The sequence below is a fragment of the Exiguobacterium sp. KKBO11 genome (assembly GCF_001644945.1).
Lineage (GTDB): Bacteria > Bacillota > Bacilli > Exiguobacteriales > Exiguobacteriaceae > Exiguobacterium_A > Exiguobacterium_A abrahamii.
Genome location: NZ_LUCU01000011.1, coordinates 613,305 through 639,508, shown reverse-complemented (window position 1 = coordinate 639,508; position 26,204 = coordinate 613,305). Strand labels below are relative to the sequence as shown.

The following is a 26,204-nucleotide window of genomic DNA, read 5'->3' as shown; positions in this document are numbered from 1 at the left end:
CTGCAAATTTTTTTAGGAAAACAATGACCGACAAGAATCATCTCGGTATAATGGTTCACAGATAGGAGTGAATCATGATGGATGCTACACCAAATCAAACACCACTTTTCGGTATCGAATTGATCCGAGATTATGTGCTGACTGATCTTTTAGGATCGGATTATCGGCAAGTCATCTACTGGGCAGGTAAACGTCTAGCGCGTCAATTCCCTGTCGTAGATGAATCTGAATTAGCCTCATTTTTTGAACAAGCAGGTTGGGGAACGCTCGAAATCAAGAAACGTAAAGGAACTGCTATCTCATTCGTTCTGTCTCCTCCTGATACGACGAGAGATGAACGACCACAAGGGTACTTCCAACTCGAAGCGGGTTTCCTCGCTGAACAGTTCTCTCGTTTTAACGGATGTGTCGCGGAAGGATATGCCGAGTTAAATAAAGAGCTCGTTCAAATCACGGTCCAAATCGACCCTAAAGATCCACTTGAACCGCTCAAGTGAAATTTACATAAAACGTGACAGGAATCTTAATTTTCAACATCGAAATAGATTCATGAAACCTTTTGCAGTAAATGCTCGTAAAATCATTCGTACACAAATCGCGAGGAGGAACTTCACATGTTCAAAAAACTAGCAGCAGATTTAACAGGATTCAGTGATATCGGACAAGTCATTCATCCTGATGATTTCGACAAGGCAGCCGCTGACGATTATGTCTTACATGAAGACGGCGAGAAAATCTATTTCTTGATCAAATCTAAATCTGACGAGTATTGCTTTACGAATCTGGCTTTAATTCACCTCGATGGTGAAAGTGCCGTCAGTTCGAAACGCGTCTTGTATCGTTATCCGTACGCACACTATCCGATTCGCCACGTCATGTTCGAAACGGCGGGAACAGTAGATCTTGATGTCGAGATCAAATTCGAGATTGGTGGTAAACATTATTCGATCGACGTCGATAAGAAACAACTCGAACATGTGAAAGATCTTTATAAAACACTTCTTGCGATCGCTGAAAAACAGTATGAAGGACAAAAGATGCTCGAGTTCGCAAACAGCTCATTGAATCATTCGGTCACGATTCTCGGCGGACTTCGTCAAGGTGACATGAACGTGCCGCAAACATTCAAGGAGTTGTCCGAACAATCCTTCGAGTGGCTACAAGGTCACTACCATCAGTGGAACCAGCGTGACTTTGGTTCATACTACGAAAAGTACATCAACAACTAATTATTTAAAAATGCCGCCCTCTTCAAGAGGACGGCATTTTTTCATTCTTCATTTGCTTGACTTAAATATTCAGCGACGGTTTCCGCTAACTTGACAGGTAATCCTGCTTCCGCCAACTGTTCGATCGTTGCGCGTCGCAAGCTACGCATCGATCCGAAATGACGAATCAACTGCTGGCGTCGTTTCGGTCCGACTCCTGGTATCTCGTCGAGCAAGGAACGGGTCATCCCTTTTGAACGGAGCGAGCGGTGGAACGTGATCGCAAACCGGTGGACCTCATCTTGCATCCGTTGAAGTAGATAAAACGCACTCGAACGCGGACTTAGTTCGACGAGACGGGCATCTTCTCCAAACAACAATTGACTCGTCCGGTGTTTGTCATCCTTTTTTAATGAGCCGACCGGCAGGGATAAGCCGAGTTCATCTTGAATGACTTCTAAAGCAGCATTCAACTGTCCAACGCCTCCGTCAATCAAAACGAGGTCCGGAAGGCGCGCTCCTTCGAGTAACAACCGTCGATAACGCCGACGTACGATTTCCCGCATCGATTCATAGTCGTCCGGTCCTTGAACCGTCCGAATCTTGAACTTCCGGTATTCTTTTTTCAGTGGTTTACCGTCTTCAAAGACGACGAGGGCCGAGACGGCATCCGCTCCTTGAATGTTCGCATTATCGATGATCTCAATCCGGGACAATGGATGAACGTCGATCGCGTCAGCGAGTTCTTCGACTGCTTGAACGGTCCGTTTCTCGTCTTTCGCTAACAACTCGAAGCGTTCAGAGATCGCATTTTCAGCATTCTTCGTTGCTAAATCAAGTAATTTCCGTTTTGATCCTCGGACCGGAACATGAATTTTAATCGATAGCGCCTCTTTGAGCAACAGCTGATTGACGAGTGGCGGTACATAGACTTCACTTGGCTTGATGTTCTTTTCGTAGAACTGGACGATGAAACTCTCGAGCTCTTCTGCCGGTGTACCATAAATCGGGAAAAGCGAGACATCACGTTCGATCATCTTTCCGCCGCGAAGGAAGAAGACTTGGACACACATCCAACCTTTATCGACATGGATTCCGAATACGTCGCGTGACGTCAAATCCGCTGTGATCATGTTTTGTTTGTTCATGATCGACTCGATCGCCCGTACTTGATCGCGCAATTCTCCGGCACGTTCGAATTCCATCGTTTCGGCCGCGTCCGCCATCTTCTGTTTCAAGTCTTCGACAAGCTCTTTCGTGTCGCCCGACAAGAAACGTCGGATTTCTGAAACGAGCGCTTTTTGTTCCGACTCGAGATTCGGGATTTCGCATGGACCGAGACACTGACCGATATGGTAGTACAGACAAAGTTTTTTCGGCATCGGTTGGCATTTACGTAGCGGATATAAACGATCTAACAGACGTTTCGTCTCGTTCGCCGCATACGCATTCGGATAAGGACCAAAATAATGACCACCATCCTTTTTTAACTTACGCGTCGTGATCAGGCGAGGATAGGTCTCATTCGTAATTTTCAAGTACGGATATGACTTGTCATCCTTCAACATGATATTGTACTTCGGATCATGTTTCTTAATTAGTGTCATCTCAAGCAGCAACGCTTCTAGTTCACTGGCTGTGATGATGTATTCGAAGTCACGGACTTCCGCGACGAGACGTTCCGTCTTAATATCATGTGCTCCCGTGAAATAGGAACGGACACGATTCTTGAGATTTTTTGCTTTTCCGACATAGATGACTTCGCCGAATTCATTTTTGTGCAGATAACATCCTGGCTCATCAGGCAAAAGGGATAGTTTCGCTTTGATATGTTCTTGATGTCCCAAATAAATGTCTCCTTTCACCGTTTTTAGTTTTATTCGTTCGGGTAAATACCATACATTGATTATGACATACGGAGGATGAAAAATGCGTACATATGATTGCATTGTGATCGGAACAGGTTCCGCTGGAAACCAAGCGGCTTATAAATTCGCTGAAAAAGGACTACGTGTTGCCATCGTGGAGAACTTCACTCCAGGTGGCACATGCGCACAACGTGGATGTGACGCAAAAAAAATCTTACTGACGGTAGTGAGACGAAAGACGCTGTCGAGCGATTGCTCGGATACGGCGTAAAGGGGCTGATTTCGATTGATTGGCGCCAATTGATGGAGCGAAAGAATGAATACACACGCGCCATCCCGGAGCAAACACGAAAGCGGTACGCGGAAACGGACATCGACTATTTCCATGGAGAACCGCATTTCGTGTCTTCACATCGCCTTCGAATTGGTGAAGACGAAATCGAAGGGAAACAGTTTTTAATCGCAACCGGTCTAAGACCTCGCGAATTATCTGTACCCGGTAGTGAGCGTTTCATAACAAGTAATGAGTTTCTTGAACTGAAAGAACTTCCACGCCGACTCGTCTGCATCGGTGGCGGTTATATCTCGTTCGAGTTCGCCCATCTCGCTCGTATTGCTGGCGCAGACGTCACGATCGTCTTACGTTCTAACGCCTTAAAACAATTCGAGAGCGAATTGGTCGATGTGCTGTTAGAAGCCACACGGGCACTTGGTATCTCGATCATCAAAGAAGCAGAGGTCGTCGCTTACGAAGAGGAATCCCTTCATTTATCGAACGGTGACGTCTTGAAGACGGATGTCGTCTTGAATGCGACTGGACGTGTCGCAAGTATCGATCAGCTTGGTCTCGAAGCAATTGGCGTTGCTCATAATGAAAAAGGAATCCATGTCAATGCGTACCTTCAGTCTTCCGTCGAACATATCTATGCCGCAGGGGATGTTGCTGTCAGCGGGAATCCAGCGTTGACGCCGTTTGCTGGAACCGAAGGACGACTCGCTGCCGATAACATGCTCGAAGGGAACAACCGGAAACTAGAGCTGCTCCCTGTACCTAGCGTCGTATTCACCGCGCCGAACCTCGCCCTCGTCGGTGAGACGGAAGCTGCTTTGAAAAAAGCAGGTATTCCTTATCGTGGTCGCTTGATTGATACGTCCGCTTGGCAAACGAACGCACGGATCAAGGACAGTTTCGCTCGGGCGAAAGTGCTCGTCGGGGAAGATGATCAAGTCCTTGGCGCACACTTCATCGGTGTCAATGCAGCGGAACTAGCAAACTATTTCTCGTTTGCGATGCAACACCGGATTCCAAGTACTTCGATGCAACAGACTGGATTCGCTTACCCGACACCGGCTTCAGATATCGCTTCGTTATTCGAGGATTGACAGGAGGCTTTTGGATGATTCAATACGGCTATACGATTTTATACGTTGAAGACACTGCACGAACGCTGACATTCTATCGAGACGTTCTTGGACTATCCGTCAAGGCGGAGCACGGGAGCTACATCGAGTTCGAGACCAGTCAGACGACACTCGCCTTCAATACGCGTGAAGACGTGCAACAGTTGATTCCGGATTACATGATACCAAGCGGAAAAACACAACAGACGTTAGAGATTGGTTTCATCACGGATGACGTCCCGACTCTTTTTCAGAAGGTGGTGGAGGCAGGATATGAGACCGTCCTCTCTCCTGCTCAAAAACCATGGGGGCAAGTCGTCGCCTATGTCCTCGACCCCGATGGTCACCTGATTGAACTTTGTACGCCAATGTAATCTAAAAAAAACAGACCGTTCTGCCTGTGCAGAACGGTCTGTTTTGATATGCAGGAAAGAATTAGTTAGATGTTTCAACGAATTCTTTAAGTGCGTCTTTTGGCATGAAGCCCATTGTTTTGTTGACAGGTTGTCCATCTTTGAAGAGAACGAGTGTCGGGATACTTTGAACTTGGAATGCTCCAGCTACTTCTGGGTTTGCATCTACGTCGACTTTGACGATTTTTACATCTTGCATGTCAGCATCGAGTTCTTCAAGAACAGGTGCGAGCATACGACATGGTCCACACCATGTTGCCCAAAAATCAACAAGGACGAGTCCTTCTTGTGTTTCTTCTTTAAATGATTGGCTAGTTGCGTGTACGATTGCCATTGATCATAACCTCCTAATGAGTAGATCGACCCGGTAGAAAAATGGGTGATCTCTTTATTGATTCGAGTATATCATAGCAGTCTCTTCCAACAAACGAAACTGCTCACGCGAAAAATCTGCAAAAACAACCGGCACCATGATAATGGCACCGGTCTTCAAACTCATCCGTGAACGAGCATTTTTTTGAATTCAGCTGTCAATAGTGGCACGACATCGAACAAATCACCGACGATGCCATAGTCAGCGACAGAGAAGATGTTCGCTTCCGGGTCCTTGTTGATCGCAACGATCACTTTGGCATTTGACATCCCTGCTAAGTGTTGGATCGCACCTGAGATCCCACACGCGATATAAAGATCCGGTGTAACGACTTTACCTGTCTGACCGATTTGAAGCGCATAGTCGCAGTAATCTGCATCACAAGCACCACGCGAAGCACCCACTGCTCCTCCGAGGACATCTGCTAGTTCTTGTAACGGTGCGAAGCCGTCCGAACTCTTGACGCCTCGTCCACCTGCGACGATGACTTTTGCCTCTGACAAATCAACGCCGCCTGTTGCTTTGCGTACGATGTCTGCGACGATTGTCCGTAAATCCTTCAGTTCAACCGTAACCGACTCGACCGTTCCTTGTGAACTACCTGCTTCGAGCGGATCGATGTTGTTCGGACGGACTGTAAAGAGTGTCTTGCCTTCTGCGACTTTGACTTTTTCAAATGCTTTCCCCGAGTAGATCGGGCGAATGAATGACGCATCTGCGCCTTCCCCTTCAATCGCCGTCACATCACTGATCAAACCGGCTTGTAGTTTTGCCGCAATCTTCGGTGATAGATCCTTGCCGAGCGACGTATGACCGAAGACGAGCACGTCGGGTGACGTCCGGTTCATCAACTCGAGGAAGACTTGTCCATAACCGTCTGGCGTGTAGTGTAAAAGACGCTCATCCTCGACGACGAGGACTTGGTCCGCTCCGCGTGATGCTAGTGCATCCGCATCCTTTGCGACATCGTGTCCAATCAGGACCGCGATGACTTCATCCGCGACACGTCGCGCTGCTGCGATTGCCTCAAACGACACATTCCGTAAACTGCCGTCCCGTGATTCTGCGAGTACTAATGCTTTTGTCATTCGTTTCTCCCCCTTAGACCACTTTTGCTTCGTTGCGTAATAATGATGCGAGTTGCGCGACTTGCTCGTTCAGTTCACCTTCAAGGATCTTACCAGCTGCTTTGTTCGGTGGTAAGAAACGATCAATCGTCTCTAGACGTGGTGCGAGTTCGTCTTCATCAAGTTCAAGATCATCGAGTTCGAGTTCTTCAAGCGGCTTTTTCTTCGCCTTCATGATTCCTGGCAGACTTGGATAACGTGGTTCGTTCAATCCTTGTTGCGCAGTGACGAGTAACGGAAGCGTTGTTTCGATCGTCTCCGTATCCCCTTCAGCGTCGCGTGTCACGACAGCTTTCGTACCGTCGAGCTCTAGTTTCGTGATCGTCGTCACGTAAGGGATATCAAGTAGTTCTGCGACGCGAGGCGCCACTTGACCACTTCCGCCATCGACTGCGACGTTCCCGGCGATGACGAGATCAACCGTTTGTTCCTTCAAATAACTAGCGAGCACTTCAGAAATCGTGAAATGATCTGCCTCTTCGATATCATCTTCAATCGAGATACGAACTGCTTGATCCGCTCCCATTGCGAGTGCTGTTCGTAATTCTTTGTCCGCATCTTCCGGTCCGACCGTCACGACCGTTACCGTTCCCCCTTGTGCATCACGGACACGAATCGCTTCTTCTACCGCATACTCATCGTATGGGTTAATGATGAACTCAGCGCCATCCTCATCGATTTGACCATTCTCGAGTTGGATTGCTTCTTCCGTATCGAATGTGCGTTTCAACAGTACATAGATTTCCATCTCATGCTCCCCCTTGTCGTCTATTCACCATCATTCTTTGTATCCGCTTACATAGTTGTTGTCATGAAAAGGGCTTAACTCAGCCCTTTGATCAACATCCGATGAATCCCGTCGCGTGTCTCAAGCAACTCATATTTGAATCCACTTGCCATCCAGCTCGTCACGACCTCATCGATTGTTCCGAAAATCATCTGACGTGCTAATCGATAATCCAGATCGTTTGAAAACTCACCTGTCGTCATCCCGTGCTTAACGACCCGGTCAATCAGATGCAAGTACGGCTTTAAGACGGCAGCGATGTTTTGACGCATGTCTTGGTTCGATTGACGCAACTCAATCTGCGTGACGACCGCTAAATCATAGTCGACGGATAATTGCTCGAGGTGTGCCTCAATCAATGCTGCCAATTGTTCCGTCGCTGATGTATGGCTCGCTATTTGTCCTTCGGAATATTCGATGAAGCTTCCCATTTTCGCTTGGAATAGCGAAATCAAGAGATGTTCTTTATTCTTGAAGTACAGATAGATTGTTCCATCCGCAACCCCGGCTTCCTTTGCGATGGCAGTCACTTTCGCTCCATGGTAGCCGTTCTTGGCGATGACTTTTACGGCGGCATCAATGATGCGGTCACTCTTTGACATTGTTCGTTTCATTCCACTATCTCCTAACGCATAAAATGAATGATGGTTCATTCATATTTATTCTATCATGTCATTTTATCCTGTCAACTGCTTTCTTCGAGTTGTTTAGCACGTTCTTCTTCAACGAGAACACGGCGAAGAATCTTACCAACGAACGTCTTCGGTAACTCTTGCCGGAATTCATACTGCTTCGGCACTTTGAACGATGCTAACTGTTTACGACAGAATTGATCGAGTTCTTCTTCCGTGACCGTCATCTCATCCTTAACGACGATGAACGCTTTGACGGTCTCTCCGCGGTAGACATCCGGAACACCGATGACAACCGCTTCTTTGACGGCTGGGTGTTCATATAGGATTTCTTCGACTTCACGTGGATAAATGTTGAATCCAGAAGCAATGATCAAATCTTTTTTCCGATCGACGATTCGGAAATAATGATCCTCACCGATATATCCAAGGTCTCCCGTATGCAACCAACCGTTTCGCAGAACAGCTTGCGTATCTTCTGGTCGTTTCCAGTACCCTTTCATGACTTGCGGACCTGTGACGATAATCTCACCAATCTCACCTGGAGCAGCCGGTGTCTCTCCGTCCGCTTGGACGATTTTTGCTTGCGTATCGGGTACCGGAATACCGACCGTTCCAGGAATCCGACGATCCCAGATACAGTTCGTATGCGTCACCGGACTCGTTTCAGACAAACCGTATCCTTCAACGATCCGCCCACCCGTCAGCGCTTCGAATTTTTCCTGCACTTCGACTGGTAGTGGAGCTGAACCAGAAATACAGGCTTCAATCGAAGAGAGATCATACTTCTTCAGCTTCGGATGATTCAATAGACCAACATACATCGTCGGAGCACCTGGGAACAGATTCGGTTTTTCCTTATGAATCGTCTTGAGTACCTGTTCAATATCGAATTTCGGAACGATGATTTGTTCATAGGCATTAAATATGCCGAAATTGAGGTTACACGTCATGCCATAGACATGGAAATAAGGAACGACTGCTAACAGCTTCCGTCCATCTCCTCGATTGTATTTATAGAACCAGTTGTCGATCTGTTCGACGTTTGCACTCAAGTTAAAGTGTGTCAACATGACACCTTTGGGTGCGCCTGTCGTTCCACCCGTATATTGGAGAACCGCGACGTCCTCCTTCGGTTGAATCGCGACTGGTGTAATCGGTTCATACCCCCGCAAAGATAAAAACGGGATCGAACCTGTCGTATCAATGATGATGTTGTTATCTTTCCGTGCTTTAATCGGATAGAGTTTATTTTTAGGGAAGGGAAGGTAATCCGCGATACTTGTCGTCACGACGGTCTTGAGTGTCGTCGACGCCTTGACACGAGACGCTTTCGGATAGAGTAGATCGAGCGTCACGAGTAGATGTGCTCCTGAATCGGCGAGAATCTGTTCAAGTTCACGGTCTGTATAGAGTGGGTTCACTTGGACGACGATACCACCTGCATAGAGAACAGCATAATAACTGATCATATACTGGGGACAGTTCGGTAACATCAGTCCGACGCGATCCCCTTTTTTTAGTCCATGCTCTTGTAATAGGCTCCCAAGTGCGCGGGCCTCGTTACGTACTTCACGAAACGTCATACGTTTTCCTAAGAAACTCAAGGCACGTTGTTCTGGAAAATCAGTCGCTGCCTCATCGAGTGCCTGATAAAGAGGTAATTCTCGATAATCAATCGATGCGGGTACTTGCTCGGGATAATCAGATAACCAAACGGATTCCATACGTTTCCCTCCCTGATAATGAATTACTATTCATTTTTATTATACGTTGAATCGAATTCGACATGCCAGTAAAATCCAAAAAAAGAAATCAAATCTGCTTGTTTTTTTCGATTCGTTCAATTAGAAATCATCATACAAAAAAGCAGCACCACCCTTTCTCGTTTCCGAAAAAGAAGCAGCACTGCTTTTTAATAGACATCACCGGGATGGATACGTAAATCCTTCACCAATGACTTCACGCACTTTATGAATGACGACGAAGGCGCGGGGATCCGCTGCTTCGACGATCTGTTTCAACGGTGCCAGTTGTCGTTTATCGACGATCATATACAACATATCATTCTTTTGTTTCGTAAAATGACCGTGACTGTGGATGACCGTCGCGCTACGACCGAGCGTCTCTGTCAGGATCGTCGCGATCTCCTCTTGGCGATGACTGATGATCGTGACCGCTTCGCGGACATTTAATCCTTCACTGACGAGATCAATCAAGTACGAGCCGATGATGATTGCAATCAACGTGTAAAGCATCGTCTCTTCTCCGAATAGAAACCCTGATGCACCGACGACCGCGACGTCGATGATAAACATCGAGACCGCGATACTGAGATTCAAGTATTTATTCATCAGTCGAGCGATGATGACTCCGCCGCCCGTCGTTCCTCCAGCTCGAATGACAAGACCAATCCCAACACCAATCAGAATTCCCGCATAGACCGTACCGATTAAACGGCTATCTGATGATGTCGCTAGACTAGCAGTCGAGGAGAGGACAAATGATGTGACGGCGACCGAAATGACGGAGTAAAGCATCGTCTTCCGGCTGAGGAATCGATAACCGACGACGAACAGCAAGGCGTTCGCAATCAGGGAAACAAGTCCCGTATCCCAGCCATAGAGGTAGTAGAAGATGACCGTGATCCCGATCAATCCACCTTCAGATAAATCGTTCGGAATCGTAAAGTAGTTGATTCCAAAGGCGAGAATCGCAGACCCGATGATGACCCAGAAGATGTCCTTCCAAGAAATCAATTGCATCGCCTCAAAAGCACGGCGTCTCGTTTCTGTCGTTGTTGATGTTTTTCTTACGTTCATATGCGTTCCTCCTTTTTTGATTAGGCGTGGCTTCCAATAAAAATTCCGTACTGAAACGATGTCAGTACGGAATGATCACACGGTAAGACCGGTTCTTTTAATTAAATACAATCCAAAGGATACCGACGACCAAAAAGGCAATCGAAACCCCGAACATGATTTTCGCTAAACGTTCTAACACGGATTCACCCCACTAACGCTGATCCGATGACGTAGGACATGCCGATCGATAAGGCACATGAAATAATGCCGACAGCAATGTTGCCGTTCTCGATTTCACGGTCTACCGGCAAATTCGGTGTCAGGAATTCAAAGATCCAGTATGTCGATATCAACAGTAAGAAGCCAAAAGCACTTTCAAGAAATATCGACCCGACCCGTTCTTCCCCTTGAACAGCGAAATGAACGATATTGGCGAGTCCGATGATTTTTCCACCTGTTGCTAACGCAACGGCGATGTTGCCACTCTTGATATGTTCCCAGTTTTTATACCGGGTTGTCAACTCAAAAAGTGCAAGTCCTAAAATGATCAGTAATCCCGCGACCGAATAGAGCGCTGTCGTGTAGACATAGACGTTCTCAAAAATGTTCATCCTGCTTTCCTCATTTCAGTTCGATGATCGTCACACCGTGTCCGCCTTCACCTTGACCGCCTAAGCGGTGACCTTTGACGTGACGATGACCTTTCAAGAATTCTTGGACACCTTGACGCATCGCTCCCGTACCCAGACCATGGATGACACGAATGTGGTCGTAGTTCGATAACAAAGCTTGGTCCATGAAGCGTTCGAGCTTCGATAATCCTTCTTCAACACGGACGCCACGTAAATCCAGTTCAGCTGAAGGCGCCGATTGTTTCGTTACACTCGTACCACCAGAACGCCCTTTTGTTTGAGGACGTTTTGGAGTACTGCCGATCTTCGCGAGATCTTCCGGTTTGACGTTCACCTTCATGATGCCGACTTGAACGGTATACTCGCCGTTCGCCTGTTGGTTGATGATATAGCCTTTTTGATTAAAGGTCGTGACTTTGACTTCTTCCCCTTTATCAAAACGTGGCGTTTGATCGTATTTCGCTTTTACTTTAGCGATCCGTTTCTCTTGCAGACTCGGCTTCGCATCTTCAAGTTTTTTACGTGCCTCGATCAGTTCATGCTCTTTGACGGCACCAGCATCACGCAATTCTTTCAAACGTTTAATGACGCCTTCAGCCTCTTTTTGGGCACGTTCGACTGCACGTGCTGCTTTTTCTTCCGCTTTTGCCAGAATCTCATTTTTCTCTTCCTGAATCTCTGCTTGTTCTTGCTCGAATTGCTCACGCTCTGCAACGAGTCGTTTCTTCTCTTCTAGCAACTGAGCCTCTAACGTTTCAGCACGCTGTTTCGCTTCTTCCAGTCGTTCGATCATCGTTTCGACGGATTGGGCGTCGCTACCGATTTGACCACGTGCCGCGTCGATGATCCGGTCTTCAAGTCCGAGACGTTTTGAAATCTCGAACGCGTTCGAGCGTCCCGGTACACCGATGAGTAAGCGATACGTCGGACTGAGTGATTCGACATCGAATTCCATCGACGCGTTGACGACTCCTTCTCGGTTATAGCCGTACGCTTTTAATTCCGAATAGTGCGTCGTCGCTGCAACGCGTGCTCCGCGGCGTTTCACTTCATCAAGAATTGCAATCGCCAGGGCAGCCCCTTCTGTCGGGTCCGTTCCCGCACCCAATTCATCAAACAGCACCAAACTCATGAAATCGATTTTCTCCATCATCGAGACGATGTTCGTCATATGCGAACTGAACGTCGACAAGTTTTGTTCAATCGACTGTTCATCCCCGATATCGGCATAAATCGCATCGAAGACACTGAGCTCCGTCTCATCTGCTGCCGGCACGTATAGTCCTGATTGCACCATCAATTGCAAAAGACCAATCGTCTTTAAAGTAACTGTCTTACCACCGGTGTTCGGACCGGTGATGACGAGTGATGTAAAATCGCCACCTAGCGAGACAGTGATCGGTACGACCTCTTCTTTTGGAATGAAGGGATGTCGTGCTTCCTTCAGAATGATATGGCGATTTTCATTCAAGCGTGGTTCGACCGCTCCGATCTGATGACCATACAACGCTTTCGCCATGATGAAATCAAGTTCTGCTAGTACATCGAGATTGATGCGCAGCGAGTCGCCGACACTCCCGACAAGTGCTGATAATTGTGCGAGGATTCGTTCGATTTCAGCTCGTTCTTTCAAACGCGCTTCTTGGATCTCGTTGTTCGCAGAAACGACGGCTTGTGGTTCGATGAACAACGTTGCACCGGACGCCGACTGATCATGAACGATCCCACCGAACGCTTGACGATATTCTTGTTTGACCGGGACACAGTAGCGATCATTTCGCATCGTCACGATGGCGTCAGATAGCATCTTCGCTTTACTACGTAAGACACTATCGATTTTCGAACGAACTTGTCCTTCAAGCGAACGCAACTGACTCCGTAACGCTCGTAATTTATCACTTGCCGAATCTTGAACAGTTCCCTGATCGTCAATGGCATGACGAATTCCCTGTTCGATCTCAACGAGCTTCGTGATCTGTTCGATTCGACTGTCGAGTCGTGGTAATCGTAGATCCGGATGATCCTCATGCAATCGTTCCTGGAACGCCTTCACTTGACGTCCTGAATAGACGACGTCTGCGACGGATAGAAGTTCACTCGTCGAGAGGACCGAACCAATTTCTGCTCGTTTCACTTCACTGCGGACATCTGTCAGTCCACCGAACGGATAACGGTCACGTAACCGATAAACCGTCGTTGCTTCCGTCGTGACAGCCAATAATTCCTTGACCTGCTCGAACTCTTCCGCTGGACGCATCGCTCGAACGAACTGTGCTCCAAGTGAGCTTGCTGTGAACGATAACATGTTTTCTTTTAACTTCTCATATTCTAAGACGCGTAATGCGTTGGCATTCATTTAATCCACTCCTAAACGTTTTCGACCGAAGAAGGCAAGTGCTGCTTCAGCGCTCCACGTATTGATGACATCAGACGCCTCCAAATAGGCTTTACGTGCATGGAGGACTCCAAGTTTCATATCTTCTAACATTTCTGGTCGGTGTGTATCCGTATTGATTAAAATTTTCACACCAGCAGCCTTTGCTTTTGCTAGGGAACTTGCCGTCAAATCGAATCGTGCCGGGTTTGCATTCATCTCAAGCGCTGTTCCTGTCTCGGCTGCTAGTTCGATCAAGCGATCGACGTTAACCGCATACCCTTCACGTCTACCGATGATTCGTCCTGTCGGATGGGCAATCAGAGAAACGTAAGGATTACGACACGCATTCTCAAGCCGTTGCATGATCTCTTCTTCCGTCTGATCGAATTTCGAGTGAATCGAGGCAATGACGTAATCCATCTCTTTTAAGAAATCATCTTCATAATCGAGCGACCCATCAGGTAAGATATCCATCTCGACGCCACATAAAATCGTCATCTCGGGATGTTTCTTGCGTGCCGCTTCGATTTCGACACGTTGCGCACGTAGACGTTCTTCCGTCAATCCATTGACGAACTTCATATACTTACTATGGTCGGTGATCGCCATCCATGTATACCCTCGTGCAGCACACGCATCGACCAGTTCTTCAACAGATAATGTGCCATCTGACCATGTCGTATGCATGTGCACATCTGCTTGAATATCCTGTTCCGTCAAAAGGCGTGACAAATCCTGTTCGAACTCTTGACGCCCTGCTCGTAATTCAGGTGCGATGAACGGTAAGTCGTACCGCGCAAACAATTCTTCTTCCGTCTTCGGCTGCACTAACCCGTTCTCCGTCTCGACACCATATTCAGAAATGCTCTCTCCCTGTTCTTTGGCAAGTTGACGCATCCGGACATTGTGATCCTTCGAACCCGTGAAGTGATGTAACGTTGACGCGTACGCCGCGTCATCGACGATTCGGAAATCAACCGCGATATAATGGACGTCTCGTTTTAAGACGAGTGATACTTTCGTGCTGCCGGCAGCAATGACTTCATCGATGAGCGACAGTTCCAATAGTTGCTCCTTGATCCGTTCCGGTTCGTTCGTCGAGAGGATGAAATCAAGGTCCTTGCACGTCTCTTCTGCTCGGCGGAAGCTTCCACCAACTTCGAAGCGAATGATTTCATCGAACGACGCAAGGGTCTGATTTAATTCCGTAACGACCTTCCGCATGACACCATACGGTAATCGTTCCGGTCGTGTTTCAAACGTTTCGAGCGCTTTGACGTACTTTTCGACCGTCTTCTTACCGAATCCAGGCATCGTTTCGACTGTACCATCCGCTAATTTCTCTGCAAAGGAATCCGCATCAATGACGCCGACTTCATGCAATTTAGCAAGTTTCTTCCCACCAAGACCTGGGATCTTTAGTAAAGCGATCAGTCCTTCCGGTACTTCTTGTTCGAGTTCCGTCAGTGCCGTACTCGTTCCCGTTTCCCGGTACTCCTCAAGAACAGCAGCCGTTCCTTTACCAATCCCCTTCATCGCCGTGAAATCGTCGATTGCCATGAAGTCAGCATCCGATGCCTCGAGGATACTTGCTGCTTTTCGGAAAGCATTGATCTTAAACGGATTTTCCCCTTTAACCTCTAGATAGACTGAGATTCGTTCTAAGTGACGCATTGCATCTTGAATCGTACGCATGTGCAATTCTCCCCTCAAAAAAAGCTCCCATTTAACGGGAGCATGTTTATTTTATCAATCCAACTTTGTCCATCAGCCAATTCGCAAGGAGCGGTGTATGTTGGATGATGAAACTTGCCAAACTCGAGTCTGCAATGGCATCCTGTATCGACTGAATCGGAACGAATGCTGCGAGGAACAAGAGTAAGAAAATGAAGATGTACATCTCGATGAAGCCAAAGACGCCACCTAATAATCCTTTGACTTGTTTTAAAATCGGAATGTTCGTCAACGAATCAAACATCGATAACAAAATCGCTAAGATGATTTTTGTACCGAAGAACAGGACGACGAACCAAAAGGCTTTGTAGAACACCTCATCGAGTCGTGCTGAACTTGGAATTGCGAACATCGTCAAGTCGATTCCCGCATCATCCAGTGTCGACGGATATGGAACCCACAAACGGAATTTCGTCGCCAGTTCCTCATAGAACGACAAGGCAACGATGAAGGAAATGATCAGGCTGAGCAAATGCCCGGCCTGCAATACGACTCCCCGTCGGACACCCGTCATGACGCCTAAGGCGAGAAGTAATAAGATAACGAAAGAAATCATAGTTTATAGTTCACCCAAATTCTTTTTTATTTTTACGTAATCACTACCAATATTAAGCGCCGCTAGGACGGCGATTTGACGAACGTCGAGTTGTGGTGCTTGTTCTCGGATTTCTCGAATTTTCGTATCGACGAGGAGACCCACTTCGCGTACGTGTTCTGGCGACTCCGTTCCGACAATCGTATAATCATTGCCTGCGATATGAATCGTCGTCCGGTTCAACCCTTCTGAATCAGCCATTTTTCTGTCCTCCTCATACTTTGCTTCTTTCATATAGTACCATCATTTTCGTTTTAGGAAAAGAAGTCCCCCATCGGTCTTAAGGATGGTATGCTTAATCCCGGAAAGGGAGGTTATCTCGTGGGAACTACCGTTTTACGCTTATCTAAAGAAAAGCAAGACCTCGTCATACAAGAGTTTAAACAAGGACAGACGAAGAGTCCACCGTATGCCCGCTTCGCCGCTAAAGTACCCGGATGTGTCATCACGATTTACAATTCTGGAAAAGTGATGTTTCAAGGAACCGAAGCCGAAACCATCGCTTCACGCTTCGGTACGGCTACACCGACTAAATCGAAGGAACCACTTGTTTCAACGTTACCGAATGGTTTTGCAGAATGGTCCGTCGCTGGCAGTGACGAAGTTGGAAAAGGCGATTTCTTCGGTCCACTCGTCGTCGTCGCTTCCTTCGTTGATCGAAAGCAGATTGCACTTCTTCAGGAACTCGGTGTTCGGGACTCCAAGCACTTGAATGACACGGAGATTCGAAAGATCGCCCGTGATCTCCATGCTGTCATTCCGTACACATATCGTATCCTACACAATCCAGAATACAATCAGATGCAACGAACGATGACACAAGGAAAGATGACTGCCTTGATGCATAATGATGTACTCGAGCGACTTCTTGACCAACTGGAGACGAAACCAGAAGCAATCTTGATTGATCAGTTCGCTGAAAAGACCGTTTACTACAAACACTTGTCTGGTGTCGTCAATCCCGTTCGAGAAAATGTCTACTTCTCGACCAAGGCGGAGCAACTTCATGTCGCCGTCGCTGCCTCCTCGATCATTGCTCGCGCCATCTTTTTGAAGGAGATGGACAAGTTGAGTGAGACAACAGATGTCGTCATTCCGAAAGGTGCTGGTGCTAAAGTGGATCAAGTCGCCGCTTCACTGATCTTACGTTATGGAGCTGACAAACTTCGTGACTGGACGAAAGCCCATTTTGCGAATACGAAAAAGGCACAACAACTAGCCACGAAACGAAACCGACCATGACCTTAACGGAATGGTCGGTTTTTTTAAATGACGGACTCCCCTTCAGACAGTCGTTCTAATTCCGCAAGAAGTATATGTTTTTCATTAAAAGGAATCGTTTTTGTACCGATTCGTTCTACCTCATCATGCCCTTTCCCGACGATGACGATTCGTTTCCCTTCGTGCGCCAGATGCGCTGCTTGTACGAGCGCTTCATGACGGGACGTATGACAACCTACTAAATGTTCACGTGGAATATCAACGATTAACTCTTCGATGATTCGATCCGGATTCTCTGTCCTCGCATCATGGACCGTTGCGATGATGTGTTCACAGTATTTGCTTGCGATCCGCCCCATCTCCGCTCGTTTCGTTCGATCACGCTCTCCAGCTGCACTTAAAACGACCGATAGCGACTCTCCGGAAGAAGTGAGTGCCTGTAAACATTTTTCTAGACCATCCGGTGTATGGGCATAATCGATATAAATCTCACAAGGTGCCCAGTCCAGTCGTTCGAGTCGTCCTTTCGGCAATTCCAGTTCTGGAATATGACGAATCAACGTATAGAGATTGGCGTCGCCCGCCCGCAACAATCCCATCGCCGCCGCTAAATTCGCTGCATTGAATTCACCTAGTAAAGCTGTCGGCACACGCGTCGTCGTCTCATCGATCCGCACATTGACGGTGTCCGTCAACCATTCGACCGCGATCTGTGACGTCCGGTGTGGTTGCGTCGTATACCAGATGACGGGTTGTAAAGGCGCAGCTTCTCGCATGACGCGACTCCAACCATCTTCTCGATTCAAGACGATGGTCCGACCATTTGACGCAGCAACTTGTTCAAACAACAAAGCTTTCGTCTTGGCGTAATCCTCCATTGAATGATGGTAATCCAGATGATCATGCGTCAGGTTCGTAAATGCTGCCGAGTGGAAGGAGACTCCCTCGACTCGACCTTCAGCTAATGCATGAGAAGACACTTCAATGATGCAATCCGTCACGCCTTTTTCAACCATTTCATACAACAGTCGATGTAAGATGATGGCTTCAGGCGTCGTATTCGGCGTCTCAATGAGTTCCTCATCAATTCGTGCACCGACCGTGCTGATCATGCCGGCTTTCACACCTGTTGCTCGAAAGAGATCATACGCCAATTTCGTCGTCGTCGTTTTTCCGTTCGTTCCGGTTACACCGTAGACACGCATCTTTTGACTCGGTTGATCGTAAAAGCGATTCGCGACTTGACCTGCAAGTCGTTTCGTATCCGGCACGGTAATGACGGGTACCGGGCAAGCCGGAAACGATCGTTCAGCTAAAATCGCCACAGCCCCGTTTTTGATTGCCTGATTGATATAATCGTGACCATCAACCGTGTAGCCGTTGATACAGATGAATAATCCGCCAGGTGTGATTTGTCGCGAATCGGTTGCGATATTCGTAATGAGTGGATTGATTACTTCCTTTATAGTGAGTGGTAATAGTTCATTCAGAAGCTTCGCTAGTCGATTCATGATGTACTCTTCCCTTCTTGTCTCTTCTCTATGTCAAGATGAATTAGTCAACCAATCACATAAACAGTCGTATCCATTGTTTCAAGTAAATCAAATACTCTTTTACGGAACATACCCGCTTTAAGACCTGATTAATCTTTTATCATGCTAGAAAATTATTCTCTTCAATGCATGAAATGAGCGTTTCTTCCCTTGCACCTCTTAATCAGCTTTGATACACTCTTAAAGTTAACTAGTTAACTAAAAGGAGAAATAGGATGCTCTACACACAAGAAGATGTACTCGGACAACTATCAAAAGTCTCACGTCTCGTTAAACGAGAAATTGATGCTACCTTGCTTCCCTACTCGTTACATACGGGTCAATGGGCACTAATAAAAGCAGTTGCATTACTACAACCTGTTTCACAAGTCCAACTGGCCGATTATCTAATCATTGAAAAACCAGCTGTGACGAAAACCGTCTCACGTCTTGAGACGCTTGGTTTCATCACTCGGATAAAAGAAGGACGAACACATTTTGTCTCATTGACACCTTTAGCCATCGAACGGTTCGACCAAATCGATGCTGCGGTCCAAGAGACCCACCAACGCTTACTCGCCTCCTTCTCCCTTACCGATCAGCAACAGCTCGGTGAGTGGATGACGCACCTACTTACTCTACATCGACAGGAGGAATCTTCATGACCGCTCGGTTATTCTCGCGTCATTACATCATGACGTTGATCATCAATCTGTTGCTCTTCATCACATTTTATCTACTCAATGCCTCACTTCCTTTACTCGCTGCTAAACAGTTTCCAGTCTCCGCTTCAGCACTCGGGTGGATCGTGACGAGTTTCATCCTGGCAACCGTCTGTTCTCGTCCATTGATTGGTCACTGGTTAGATCGATACGATTTAAAGCGCGTCTTGATGATCTCTGCAAGTCTTTTTACAGTCATGAGTATCTGCTACATGCTCGTCCTACCTTTGGAATCATTTTTTTATCTAATCATCATCCGTATCATCCATGGCTTTAGTTTCGGGATGCTATCTTCTTCAATTAGTCTCGCCGTTACGACATTGATTCCAAAGACACGTCAAGGCGAAGGGATGGGCTATTTCGTCCTATCGATGAACTTGGCATCCGTCCTTGGTCCTGTCATCGGTCTTGCCTTTATTCAAGAAAAAGCATTCGTTCTGTACTTCGTGACGGTCGCCGTCCTAGCGATCATCGCTTTCTTGTTAATGACGCGTCTTCCACTGACGAGCCAACATATTCCAAGCACGTCCGCGTTTCGTTTAAGGCAGTCCCTCTTCTTATCGCGTCCGCTTTTATTAGTAGCGACTCTGTTGGCAGGCGTCGCGATCTCTAGTACGTCAGCATTCATCTCACTGTATACGGACTCGATCGGACATGTCGCATATGCTTCTTATTTTTATGCGTTAGTCGCTCTCGGAATGGTCGCGATTCGACCGATTGCTGGAAAACTGTTCGACCAGCGAGGGGCTGCATTCGTGTTGTTGCCATCGTACGCCCTATATATAATGGGCTTTGTCATTCTCGGCATGTATCCTTCGTTTGCCGGTTTATTGACTGCTGCCGTCATCATCGGTATCGGTTCTGCGTCCATCTTCCCGGGTCTTCAAACTGTCCTTTTGAACTTCGCACCTCCTGCACAGAAAGGGAAAGCCATCTCGACTTTTTTCCTTGCTTACGACACAGGCTTCGGAATCGGTGCCTTGATTCTCGCTACGGTCGCAAGCAGTATCGGCTATTCCAATATGTTCTTGTCCTGTAGTCTGATCGTTCTCGTAAGTGGTCTACTGTATTTCACCTTTACGAAACGACAAGCTGCGTCATCTGAAACAGAAGAACTTGCTTCTTGAATCTGTCGTCAAACGAAAACAGCCGCCTTCCTCTGAAAGGAAAGCGGCTGTTTGTTTATCCTGATTATGCGCGAAGTTCCGCATTGAACGTTTCTTTCACTGCATCTACGACTCGCTGTTGCGCTGTCGTGATTTCTTCATCGACTAACGTCCGTTCTTTGTTTTGATAACGGAGGGAGAAAGCGAATGATTTTTCATTCTCTCCGACGTTCTCACCCGTGTAGACATCGAACAATTCGATCGTCTGAAGAAGTGGACCGGCTGCTTCCGTCATGACATCGACGATGGATTGCGCCGTCACTGATCGCTCGACGACGATAGCTAAGTCGCGTGTCATTGATGGGAAACGTGAAATTTCCGAGTAGACCTGCTCTTCTTTCGTACGCAGTGCCATCGCCTCTAATTCAAAGACGTACACTTCTTTTAGACCATACTGTTCTTTTGACAGACCAGGATGCACTTGACCGACGAATCCGATCGCTTCTCCGTCAAGCAAAATGCGCGCCGTCCGTCCTGGGTGCATCGATGGAATGCTCGCTGCCTCGAACGTCAACGTAACACCGACTGCAGAAGCGAGTGTCTCGACGAATCCTTTCATGACGAAGAAATCTGTTTTGACGAGCGTTCCGTGCGCACGGTGTTGTTCTGACACACCGACTGCGACGCCACCGATCATTTCTTGTTCAATCGGGAGTGTCTCAAGTGACGCATCCCGTTGCAGATAAACACTGCCGAGTTCATAAAACGCGACATCGGCATGCTGTCGTGCGACGTTATGCTGCGCGACTTCAAGGAGTCCCGGAATGAGTGACGTCCGCAGTGTCGAACGTGCTTCACTGATTGGCATCGCCAGTTTAACCGGATGCAAATCTTCTCGTTCATTGAATTGCATCGCGCGTTGTTCGCTCGTCAATGAATACGTGATGGCTTGCGAAAGACCTGCTCCCTGCAATGTCCGGCGTAAATGACGACGGTGAATGTTCCGTTTTGGTAAGAAGCCACGGCTCGCTTCAGACGGTAAGCTTGAAGTCAGTGCGTCATATCCGTAGAGACGAGCGACTTCTTCCGCTAAATCAGCTGGAATTTTCAAGTCTTGGCGGCGAGTCGGTACGCTGACTGTCAAGGCATCACCCGATAATTCAACACCGAGACCAAGACGTTCGAGTAACGTTTGCATGACCGTTCCTTCGATCTCCATACCAAGACGGTGATTGATGTACGAGACACTCGCTTCAATCAAGTGATCGTCAAGCTCGAGCGTTCCAGCTTGAGCGACACCAGCCTGAACCGTTCCACCCGAGAGTTCAGCAATCAAAGTTGCAGCCCGATCGAGTGCTAACAAGACACGACGTGGATCAACGCCCTTTTCGAAACGAGCACTCGAGTCCGAGCGAAGTCCAAGAACACGGCTCGTCTTCCGGACGGAAATCGGTGCGAAGTAAGCTGATTCTAAAATGATCGATGTCGTGTTTTCATCGACTTCGGTATTCGCTCCACCCATGACACCAGCAAGCGCGACCGGGTGTTCACCGTCAGTGATGACCAGCATCGAAGAATCGAGCGTCCGCTCTACTTCGTCGAGCGTCGTGAACGACTCTCCTGCGTGCGCTTGACGCACGACGATCCGTTTTCCGAGTTTTTCAGCATCAAATGAATGAAGCGGTTGACCTGTCTCAAGTAAGACGAAGTTCGTAACGTCGACGACGTTGTTGATCGGACGAATGCCGTTCGCAATCAAGCGGTTTTTTAACCAAGTCGGTGACTCTTGAATCGTCACGCCTTGAATTTCTCGTGCCGCGTAGAACGGGCAGTCCTCTGAATCAAGCGTCACGTCGACTGCCGTCGCAGTTTCTGCTTCGTTGACTTCAACGACCGGGAAAGTCGGTGTCGTATCGTAAAGCGCCGCCACTTCGTGTGCGACACCATACATGCTGAGGCAGTCCGAACGGTTCGGCGTTAATCCAAGCTCGAGGATTTCATCACGTAGACCGAGTAACTCCAAAACGTCTTGTCCTGGTGTGACTGGTTCACGGAACGTATGGATCCCGTCCTGCTCATCTTCTCGGATATATTTCTTTTCGAATCCGAGTTCTTCGAGTGAACAGATCATCCCTTCTGAGACGACACCTCGCAATTTGGCACGTTTGATTTTAATACCTGGCAGGCGAGCTCCGACGCGTGCGACGATGACATTTTGTCCGGCTTCGACGTTCGGTGCACCACACACGATTTGGACCGGTTCGTCTTGCCCGATGTCGACCGTCGTGACATTCAATTTATCTGCTTCTGGATGTTTTTCTTTCGTTAATACACGTCCGACGACGATGTTGTTCAACGCTTCATCCCGGACATCTACGCCTTCGACTTCGATTCCGCTCTTTGTAATCAAATCAGCCAAATCTTGTCCTGATGTGTGACTGACATCCACATATTCGTTCAACCATTGTTTTGAGACTAACATCTGCGTTCCCCCTTAAAACTGTTCGCTGAAGCGAACGTCATTCGTATAGAAGTGGCGAATATCATCGACACCGTATTTCAACATGGCAATCCGTTCGATACCCATTCCGAATGCGAAACCTGACATTTTCGTGCTATCATATTCGGCCATTTCGAGAACGTGAGGGTGAACCATTCCAGCGCCCAGAATTTCAATCCATCCCGTCTGTTTACAGATGTTACATCCTTTACCGCCACATTTGAAGCACGAGACGTCGACTTCGACGGACGGCTCCGTGAACGGGAAGAAACTTGGGCGTAAGCGGACTTCACGTGCTTCACCGAACATCTGCTTTGCGAAGGCTTCAAGCGTTCCTTTTAAGTCTGCCATCGAAATCGATTCTCCGACGACGAGTCCTTCGACTTGCATGAATTGGTGCGAATGTGTCGCATCATCTTCGTCTCGACGATAGACTTTACCTGGGCAGAGAATGCGGATCGGTTCTCCTTTCGAAGCGAGCATCGTCCGTGCTTGGACCGGTGACGTATGCGTTCGCATCAAAATTTCTTCCGTGATATAGAACGAGTCTTGCATGTCACGTGCCGGGTGATCCTTCGGTAAATTCAACATCTCGAAGTTGAACAGATCTTGCTCGACTTCTGGTCCTTCGGCAATCGTATAACCGAGTCCGACAAAGATGTCTTCGATCTCATCCGTCACCTGTTGCAAGAGATGCGCATGACCGACCTTTTTCGGACGTCCTGGTAACGTGACGTCAATTGCTTCCGCTGCCAGTTTCGCATCCATTTCTTGTTGTTTGACAGCTGTCAGACGTTGTTCCAATTGCTCTTGGATCGCTTGACGAACTGTATTTGCGATCTCACCGACGACTGGTCGTTCTTCCGCTGATAACTTTCCCATTCCTCGTAATACTTCTGTGATTGGTCCCTTTTTCCCGAGATACTTGACTCGGACATCATTGAGATCTTTTTGTGTTGTTGCCTGATCGACTAATGTCAACGCTTCATCGCGTAATGCTTCTAATTGCTCGCGCATCTTTCCCACTCCTTTAGTTGAAGATATAAAAAAACGTCCCTCCGGCAAATGCCGAAGGGACGATGTAAACACCGTGGTACCACCCTTGTTTGACTTTTCAATCGAAAAGTCCTCCAATTGCGCGATAACGGGCGCATCCCGTCACGATCTCTCGTGCGACTCCGGAGTGAATTCGGTTAGCAGATTCACGAAGCAGTTTTCAGTCTACGACCGCTTCTCCCTGATTGAATCGTTCCCTAACGTACTCTGTTCCATCAACGTCCATGATGTATTCCTGATGTTCACTTTAGCATGAACGCTTGTCGGTTTCAATCCACGCTTGCAAAATGATAGAGCAAAATGCCAGCCGCTACTGCCGCATTCAATGACTCCGCTTTACCGCGGATCGGGATGTAGGCACGCTCATCACAATAAGAGAGCAATTCTGGCGCAACGCCTTGTGCTTCGTTCCCGATGATCAAACCGAGTGCATCCATCGGTGCGATCGTTTGATAAGACGTCGCTCCTTCTAACGCCGTGCCGATTACCGCAATTCCTTGTTCGTGCAGGGCATTGACTGCCTCTTCGAGTGGCATGGAGATAACCGGTAGGTGGAACAGCGATCCTTGCGTCGCACGGATGACTTTTCCGTTATAGACGTCAACTGTTCCCGGGCCGACGACGACCCCATCGAATCCAGCTGCGTCAGCTGTCCGAATCATCGTCCCAACGTTCCCTGGATCTTGCAGACGATCGAGCAACAAATAGCGTCCTCGTTCTAATTGTGCCGAAGCTTGTTTCATCTCACAGACAGCGAAGATGCCTTGCGACGTTTCCGTCTCAGCCAGTACTTTGATGACGGCTTCATCGATCGTAAAGACATCGGCATTTCGTTTCCAAGAGCCGGGTACTTGGTACGATTCACGCACGATCAATTCCTTGACGATTCCAGCGCGAACAGCTTCTTCAATCAAGTGTTCTCCTTCAATTAAGAAACGGTTCGTCTGCAGGCGTCCTTTTTTCGTTAAGAGTTTTTTCCATTGTTTAACGATTTCGTTCTTTGCTGATGCGATGTGCTTCATTGTTTTATTACCCCTCGTAGATCGCTTGGACGGTCTCCGCATCCAGACGTTTTGTCACAGCAACGACTAAATCGACGGCTGCTTCGAAATCGGCTTTATGCATGATTGAGACGTTCGTGTGTAGGTAACGGATCGGTACAGTCAAGGCAAGTGATGGAACACCTGTATTCGATAAGTGGAACTTCGCTGCATCCGTTCCGCCACCTGGTGTTAAGTCCAGTTGATACTTGATATTTTCTTCTGTTGCGACTTTCGTCACGAAATCGATCAATCCACGATGTGCGATCATCGACGCATCGAACATGATGACTTGAACGCCTTCACCTAATTTCGACAATGCTTCACGATCGGTCATTCCTGGCGTATCACCCGGGATACCTGTATCGACAGCAAAGGCGATCGATGGTTTGAGTAGGTGTGCGACAGTTTGAGCCCCACGTAACCCGACTTCTTCCTGAACAGTCGCTCCCGCGAAAATCGTGTTCGGATGTCCGTCCGCTTTTAAGCGCTTGATTGCTTCGATTGCGATGGCACAACCAATGCGGTTGTCCCACGCTTTTGCCATCAAGAAGTTCTCATTTTTCATCACAGTAAATTCGCAATGTGGAACGACCGTATCACCCGGACGAATTCCCCAACCGTCGACTTCTTCTTTTGATGAAGCACCGATATCGATGAACATGTCTTTAATGTCGACCGGCTTATTGCGCGCTTCCGGTGGTAAAACATGAGGTGGTTTTGCACCAATTACACCTGGAATGACTTCACCAGATGACGTCACAATATTCATACGCTGTGCCAAGAGGACCTGACCCCACCAACCGCCGAGTGGTTGGAAACGAAGGAATCCTTTTTCATCAATCTTCGTGACCATGAATCCGACTTCATCCATGTGACCCGCAATCAATACACGTGGTGCATCTTCGCCTGCGCCTTTATGTTCAGCAAAGAGACTACCGAGACCATCTTGGTGGAATGCTTCTGCATGAGGTTCTAGATATTCACGCATGAGGCTCCGGACTTCTTTTTCGTTTCCCGGTACACCTGTTGCGTCCGTGAGACGTTTTAGCATATGTAATTGTTCGTTCATCTGA

At 47.7% G+C, this 26,204-nt stretch carries 25 protein-coding genes; 8 read left to right on the top strand and 17 right to left on the bottom strand.

Annotated features, from left to right (window positions below):
- Positions 1 to 77 precede the first annotated feature (77 nt).
- Both AYO36_RS03390 and AYO36_RS03385 read left to right on the top strand, forming a co-directional pair.
- Positions 78 to 497, top strand: coding sequence for a YslB family protein (locus AYO36_RS03390; protein ID WP_050677628.1), 420 nt, complete (start codon positions 78 to 80; stop codon positions 495 to 497).
- A 117-nt stretch (positions 498 to 614) separates the two neighbouring features.
- Positions 615 to 1,229 carry a PH domain-containing protein gene (locus tag AYO36_RS03385; RefSeq protein ID WP_023468990.1) on the top strand — a complete coding sequence of 205 codons (615 nt, stop codon included), beginning with the start codon at positions 615 to 617 and terminating at the stop codon, positions 1,227 to 1,229.
- A 41-nt stretch (positions 1,230 to 1,270) separates the two neighbouring features.
- On the opposite strand, the gene uvrC is transcribed toward AYO36_RS03385, so the two are convergent.
- Positions 1,271 to 3,055, bottom strand: a complete 1,785-nt coding sequence (uvrC, locus tag AYO36_RS03380; RefSeq protein ID WP_064299530.1) for an excinuclease ABC subunit UvrC — start codon at positions 3,053 to 3,055, stop codon at positions 1,271 to 1,273.
- A gap of 82 nt (positions 3,056 to 3,137) precedes the next feature.
- Here uvrC and AYO36_RS17115 point away from each other — a divergent pair, with 82 nt between their 5' ends.
- From AYO36_RS17115 to AYO36_RS03370, 3 genes are read left to right on the top strand one after another with little or no spacing between them, the layout of a single operon-like run.
- Positions 3,138 to 3,347 carry an FAD-dependent oxidoreductase gene (locus AYO36_RS17115; protein ID WP_082874157.1) on the top strand — a complete coding sequence of 70 codons (210 nt, stop codon included), beginning with the start codon at positions 3,138 to 3,140 and terminating at the stop codon, positions 3,345 to 3,347.
- Entirely contained in the window at positions 3,329 to 4,459 is a 1,131-nt protein-coding gene (locus tag AYO36_RS17110; protein ID WP_156501821.1) for a dihydrolipoyl dehydrogenase family protein, read from the top strand. Before AYO36_RS17115 ends, AYO36_RS17110 begins: the two co-directional genes overlap by 19 nt.
- A 14-nt stretch (positions 4,460 to 4,473) precedes the next feature.
- Positions 4,474 to 4,851 (top strand): VOC family protein, encoded by a 378-nt coding sequence (locus AYO36_RS03370; protein WP_064299529.1) that lies wholly within the window; start codon positions 4,474 to 4,476, stop codon positions 4,849 to 4,851.
- 61 nt (positions 4,852 to 4,912) lie between these two features.
- Here the strand turns inward: AYO36_RS03370 and trxA are convergent, their stop codons facing one another.
- From trxA to zapA, 11 genes are all read right to left on the bottom strand, one after another.
- Positions 4,913 to 5,224: a thioredoxin gene (gene trxA, locus AYO36_RS03365; RefSeq protein ID WP_023468994.1), complete on the bottom strand. Its 312-nt coding sequence runs from the start codon at positions 5,222 to 5,224 to the stop codon at positions 4,913 to 4,915.
- A 161-nt stretch (positions 5,225 to 5,385) separates the two neighbouring features.
- Positions 5,386 to 6,351, bottom strand: a complete 966-nt coding sequence (locus tag AYO36_RS03360) for an electron transfer flavoprotein subunit alpha/FixB family protein (RefSeq protein WP_050677630.1) — start codon at positions 6,349 to 6,351, stop codon at positions 5,386 to 5,388.
- A 13-nt stretch (positions 6,352 to 6,364) separates the two neighbouring features.
- The gene (locus AYO36_RS03355) at positions 6,365 to 7,138 is read right to left on the bottom strand and encodes an electron transfer flavoprotein subunit beta/FixA family protein (protein WP_064299528.1); all 774 of its coding nucleotides are present in this window, start codon (positions 7,136 to 7,138) and stop codon (positions 6,365 to 6,367) included.
- A 74-nt stretch (positions 7,139 to 7,212) separates the two neighbouring features.
- The gene (locus tag AYO36_RS03350) at positions 7,213 to 7,791 is read right to left on the bottom strand and encodes a fatty acid metabolism transcriptional regulator FadR (protein WP_050677632.1); all 579 of its coding nucleotides are present in this window, start codon (positions 7,789 to 7,791) and stop codon (positions 7,213 to 7,215) included.
- Positions 7,792 to 7,862: 71 nt separating this feature from the next.
- The gene (locus tag AYO36_RS03345; protein WP_064299527.1) at positions 7,863 to 9,536 is read right to left on the bottom strand and encodes an AMP-binding protein; all 1,674 of its coding nucleotides are present in this window, start codon (positions 9,534 to 9,536) and stop codon (positions 7,863 to 7,865) included.
- Positions 9,537 to 9,734: 198 nt separating this feature from the next.
- The gene (locus AYO36_RS03340; protein WP_050677634.1) at positions 9,735 to 10,631 is read right to left on the bottom strand and encodes a YitT family protein; all 897 of its coding nucleotides are present in this window, start codon (positions 10,629 to 10,631) and stop codon (positions 9,735 to 9,737) included.
- 185 nt (positions 10,632 to 10,816) lie between these two features.
- Entirely contained in the window at positions 10,817 to 11,224 is a 408-nt protein-coding gene (locus tag AYO36_RS03335; RefSeq protein WP_023469001.1) for a DUF350 domain-containing protein, read from the bottom strand.
- Positions 11,225 to 11,234: 10 nt separating this feature from the next.
- Positions 11,235 to 13,601 (bottom strand): endonuclease MutS2, encoded by a 2,367-nt coding sequence (locus tag AYO36_RS03330; RefSeq protein ID WP_023469002.1) that lies wholly within the window; start codon positions 13,599 to 13,601, stop codon positions 11,235 to 11,237.
- Entirely contained in the window at positions 13,602 to 15,317 is a 1,716-nt protein-coding gene (gene polX / locus AYO36_RS03325; protein WP_064299526.1) for a DNA polymerase/3'-5' exonuclease PolX, read from the bottom strand. It lies immediately after the preceding gene.
- A 46-nt stretch (positions 15,318 to 15,363) separates the two neighbouring features.
- A complete protein-coding gene (locus tag AYO36_RS03320; RefSeq protein ID WP_050677637.1) occupies positions 15,364 to 15,912 on the bottom strand; it encodes a CvpA family protein in 549 nt (182 codons plus the stop codon).
- A 3-nt stretch (positions 15,913 to 15,915) separates the two neighbouring features.
- Complete coding sequence (gene zapA, locus AYO36_RS03315; protein WP_029342308.1) at positions 15,916 to 16,152, bottom strand: cell division protein ZapA; 237 nt, start codon at positions 16,150 to 16,152, stop codon at positions 15,916 to 15,918.
- 120 nt (positions 16,153 to 16,272) lie between these two features.
- On the opposite strand from zapA, the gene rnhC reads away from it, so the two are divergent.
- Entirely contained in the window at positions 16,273 to 17,193 is a 921-nt protein-coding gene (gene rnhC / locus AYO36_RS03310; RefSeq protein WP_156501820.1) for a ribonuclease HIII, read from the top strand.
- A 23-nt stretch (positions 17,194 to 17,216) separates the two neighbouring features.
- On the opposite strand, the gene AYO36_RS03305 is transcribed toward rnhC, so the two are convergent.
- The gene (locus tag AYO36_RS03305) at positions 17,217 to 18,683 is read right to left on the bottom strand and encodes a UDP-N-acetylmuramoyl-L-alanyl-D-glutamate--2,6-diaminopimelate ligase (protein WP_064299524.1); all 1,467 of its coding nucleotides are present in this window, start codon (positions 18,681 to 18,683) and stop codon (positions 17,217 to 17,219) included.
- Between the two features lie 257 nt (positions 18,684 to 18,940).
- Between AYO36_RS03305 and AYO36_RS03300 the strand changes: the two genes are divergently transcribed.
- Positions 18,941 to 19,369, top strand: coding sequence for a MarR family winged helix-turn-helix transcriptional regulator (locus AYO36_RS03300; RefSeq protein ID WP_023469008.1), 429 nt, complete (start codon positions 18,941 to 18,943; stop codon positions 19,367 to 19,369).
- Positions 19,366 to 20,553 (top strand): MFS transporter, encoded by a 1,188-nt coding sequence (locus AYO36_RS03295; protein ID WP_064299523.1) that lies wholly within the window; start codon positions 19,366 to 19,368, stop codon positions 20,551 to 20,553. Before AYO36_RS03300 ends, AYO36_RS03295 begins: the two co-directional genes overlap by 4 nt.
- 64 nt (positions 20,554 to 20,617) lie before the next feature.
- On the opposite strand, the gene pheT is transcribed toward AYO36_RS03295, so the two are convergent.
- The 4 genes from pheT to AYO36_RS03275 form a co-directional block, all read right to left on the bottom strand.
- On the bottom strand, positions 20,618 to 23,014 hold the full coding sequence (gene pheT / locus AYO36_RS03290; protein WP_064299522.1) for a phenylalanine--tRNA ligase subunit beta: 2,397 nt from the start codon (positions 23,012 to 23,014) through the stop codon (positions 20,618 to 20,620).
- Positions 23,015 to 23,026: 12 nt separating this feature from the next.
- Complete coding sequence (pheS, locus tag AYO36_RS03285) at positions 23,027 to 24,049, bottom strand: phenylalanine--tRNA ligase subunit alpha (RefSeq protein ID WP_035396564.1); 1,023 nt, start codon at positions 24,047 to 24,049, stop codon at positions 23,027 to 23,029.
- Positions 24,050 to 24,357: 308 nt separating this feature from the next.
- On the bottom strand, positions 24,358 to 25,110 hold the full coding sequence (locus tag AYO36_RS03280; protein WP_050677644.1) for a TrmH family RNA methyltransferase: 753 nt from the start codon (positions 25,108 to 25,110) through the stop codon (positions 24,358 to 24,360).
- A gap of 7 nt (positions 25,111 to 25,117) precedes the next feature.
- Positions 25,118 to 26,200 carry a M42 family metallopeptidase gene (locus AYO36_RS03275; protein ID WP_064299521.1) on the bottom strand — a complete coding sequence of 361 codons (1,083 nt, stop codon included), beginning with the start codon at positions 26,198 to 26,200 and terminating at the stop codon, positions 25,118 to 25,120.
- Positions 26,201 to 26,204: the final 4 nt, after the last annotated feature.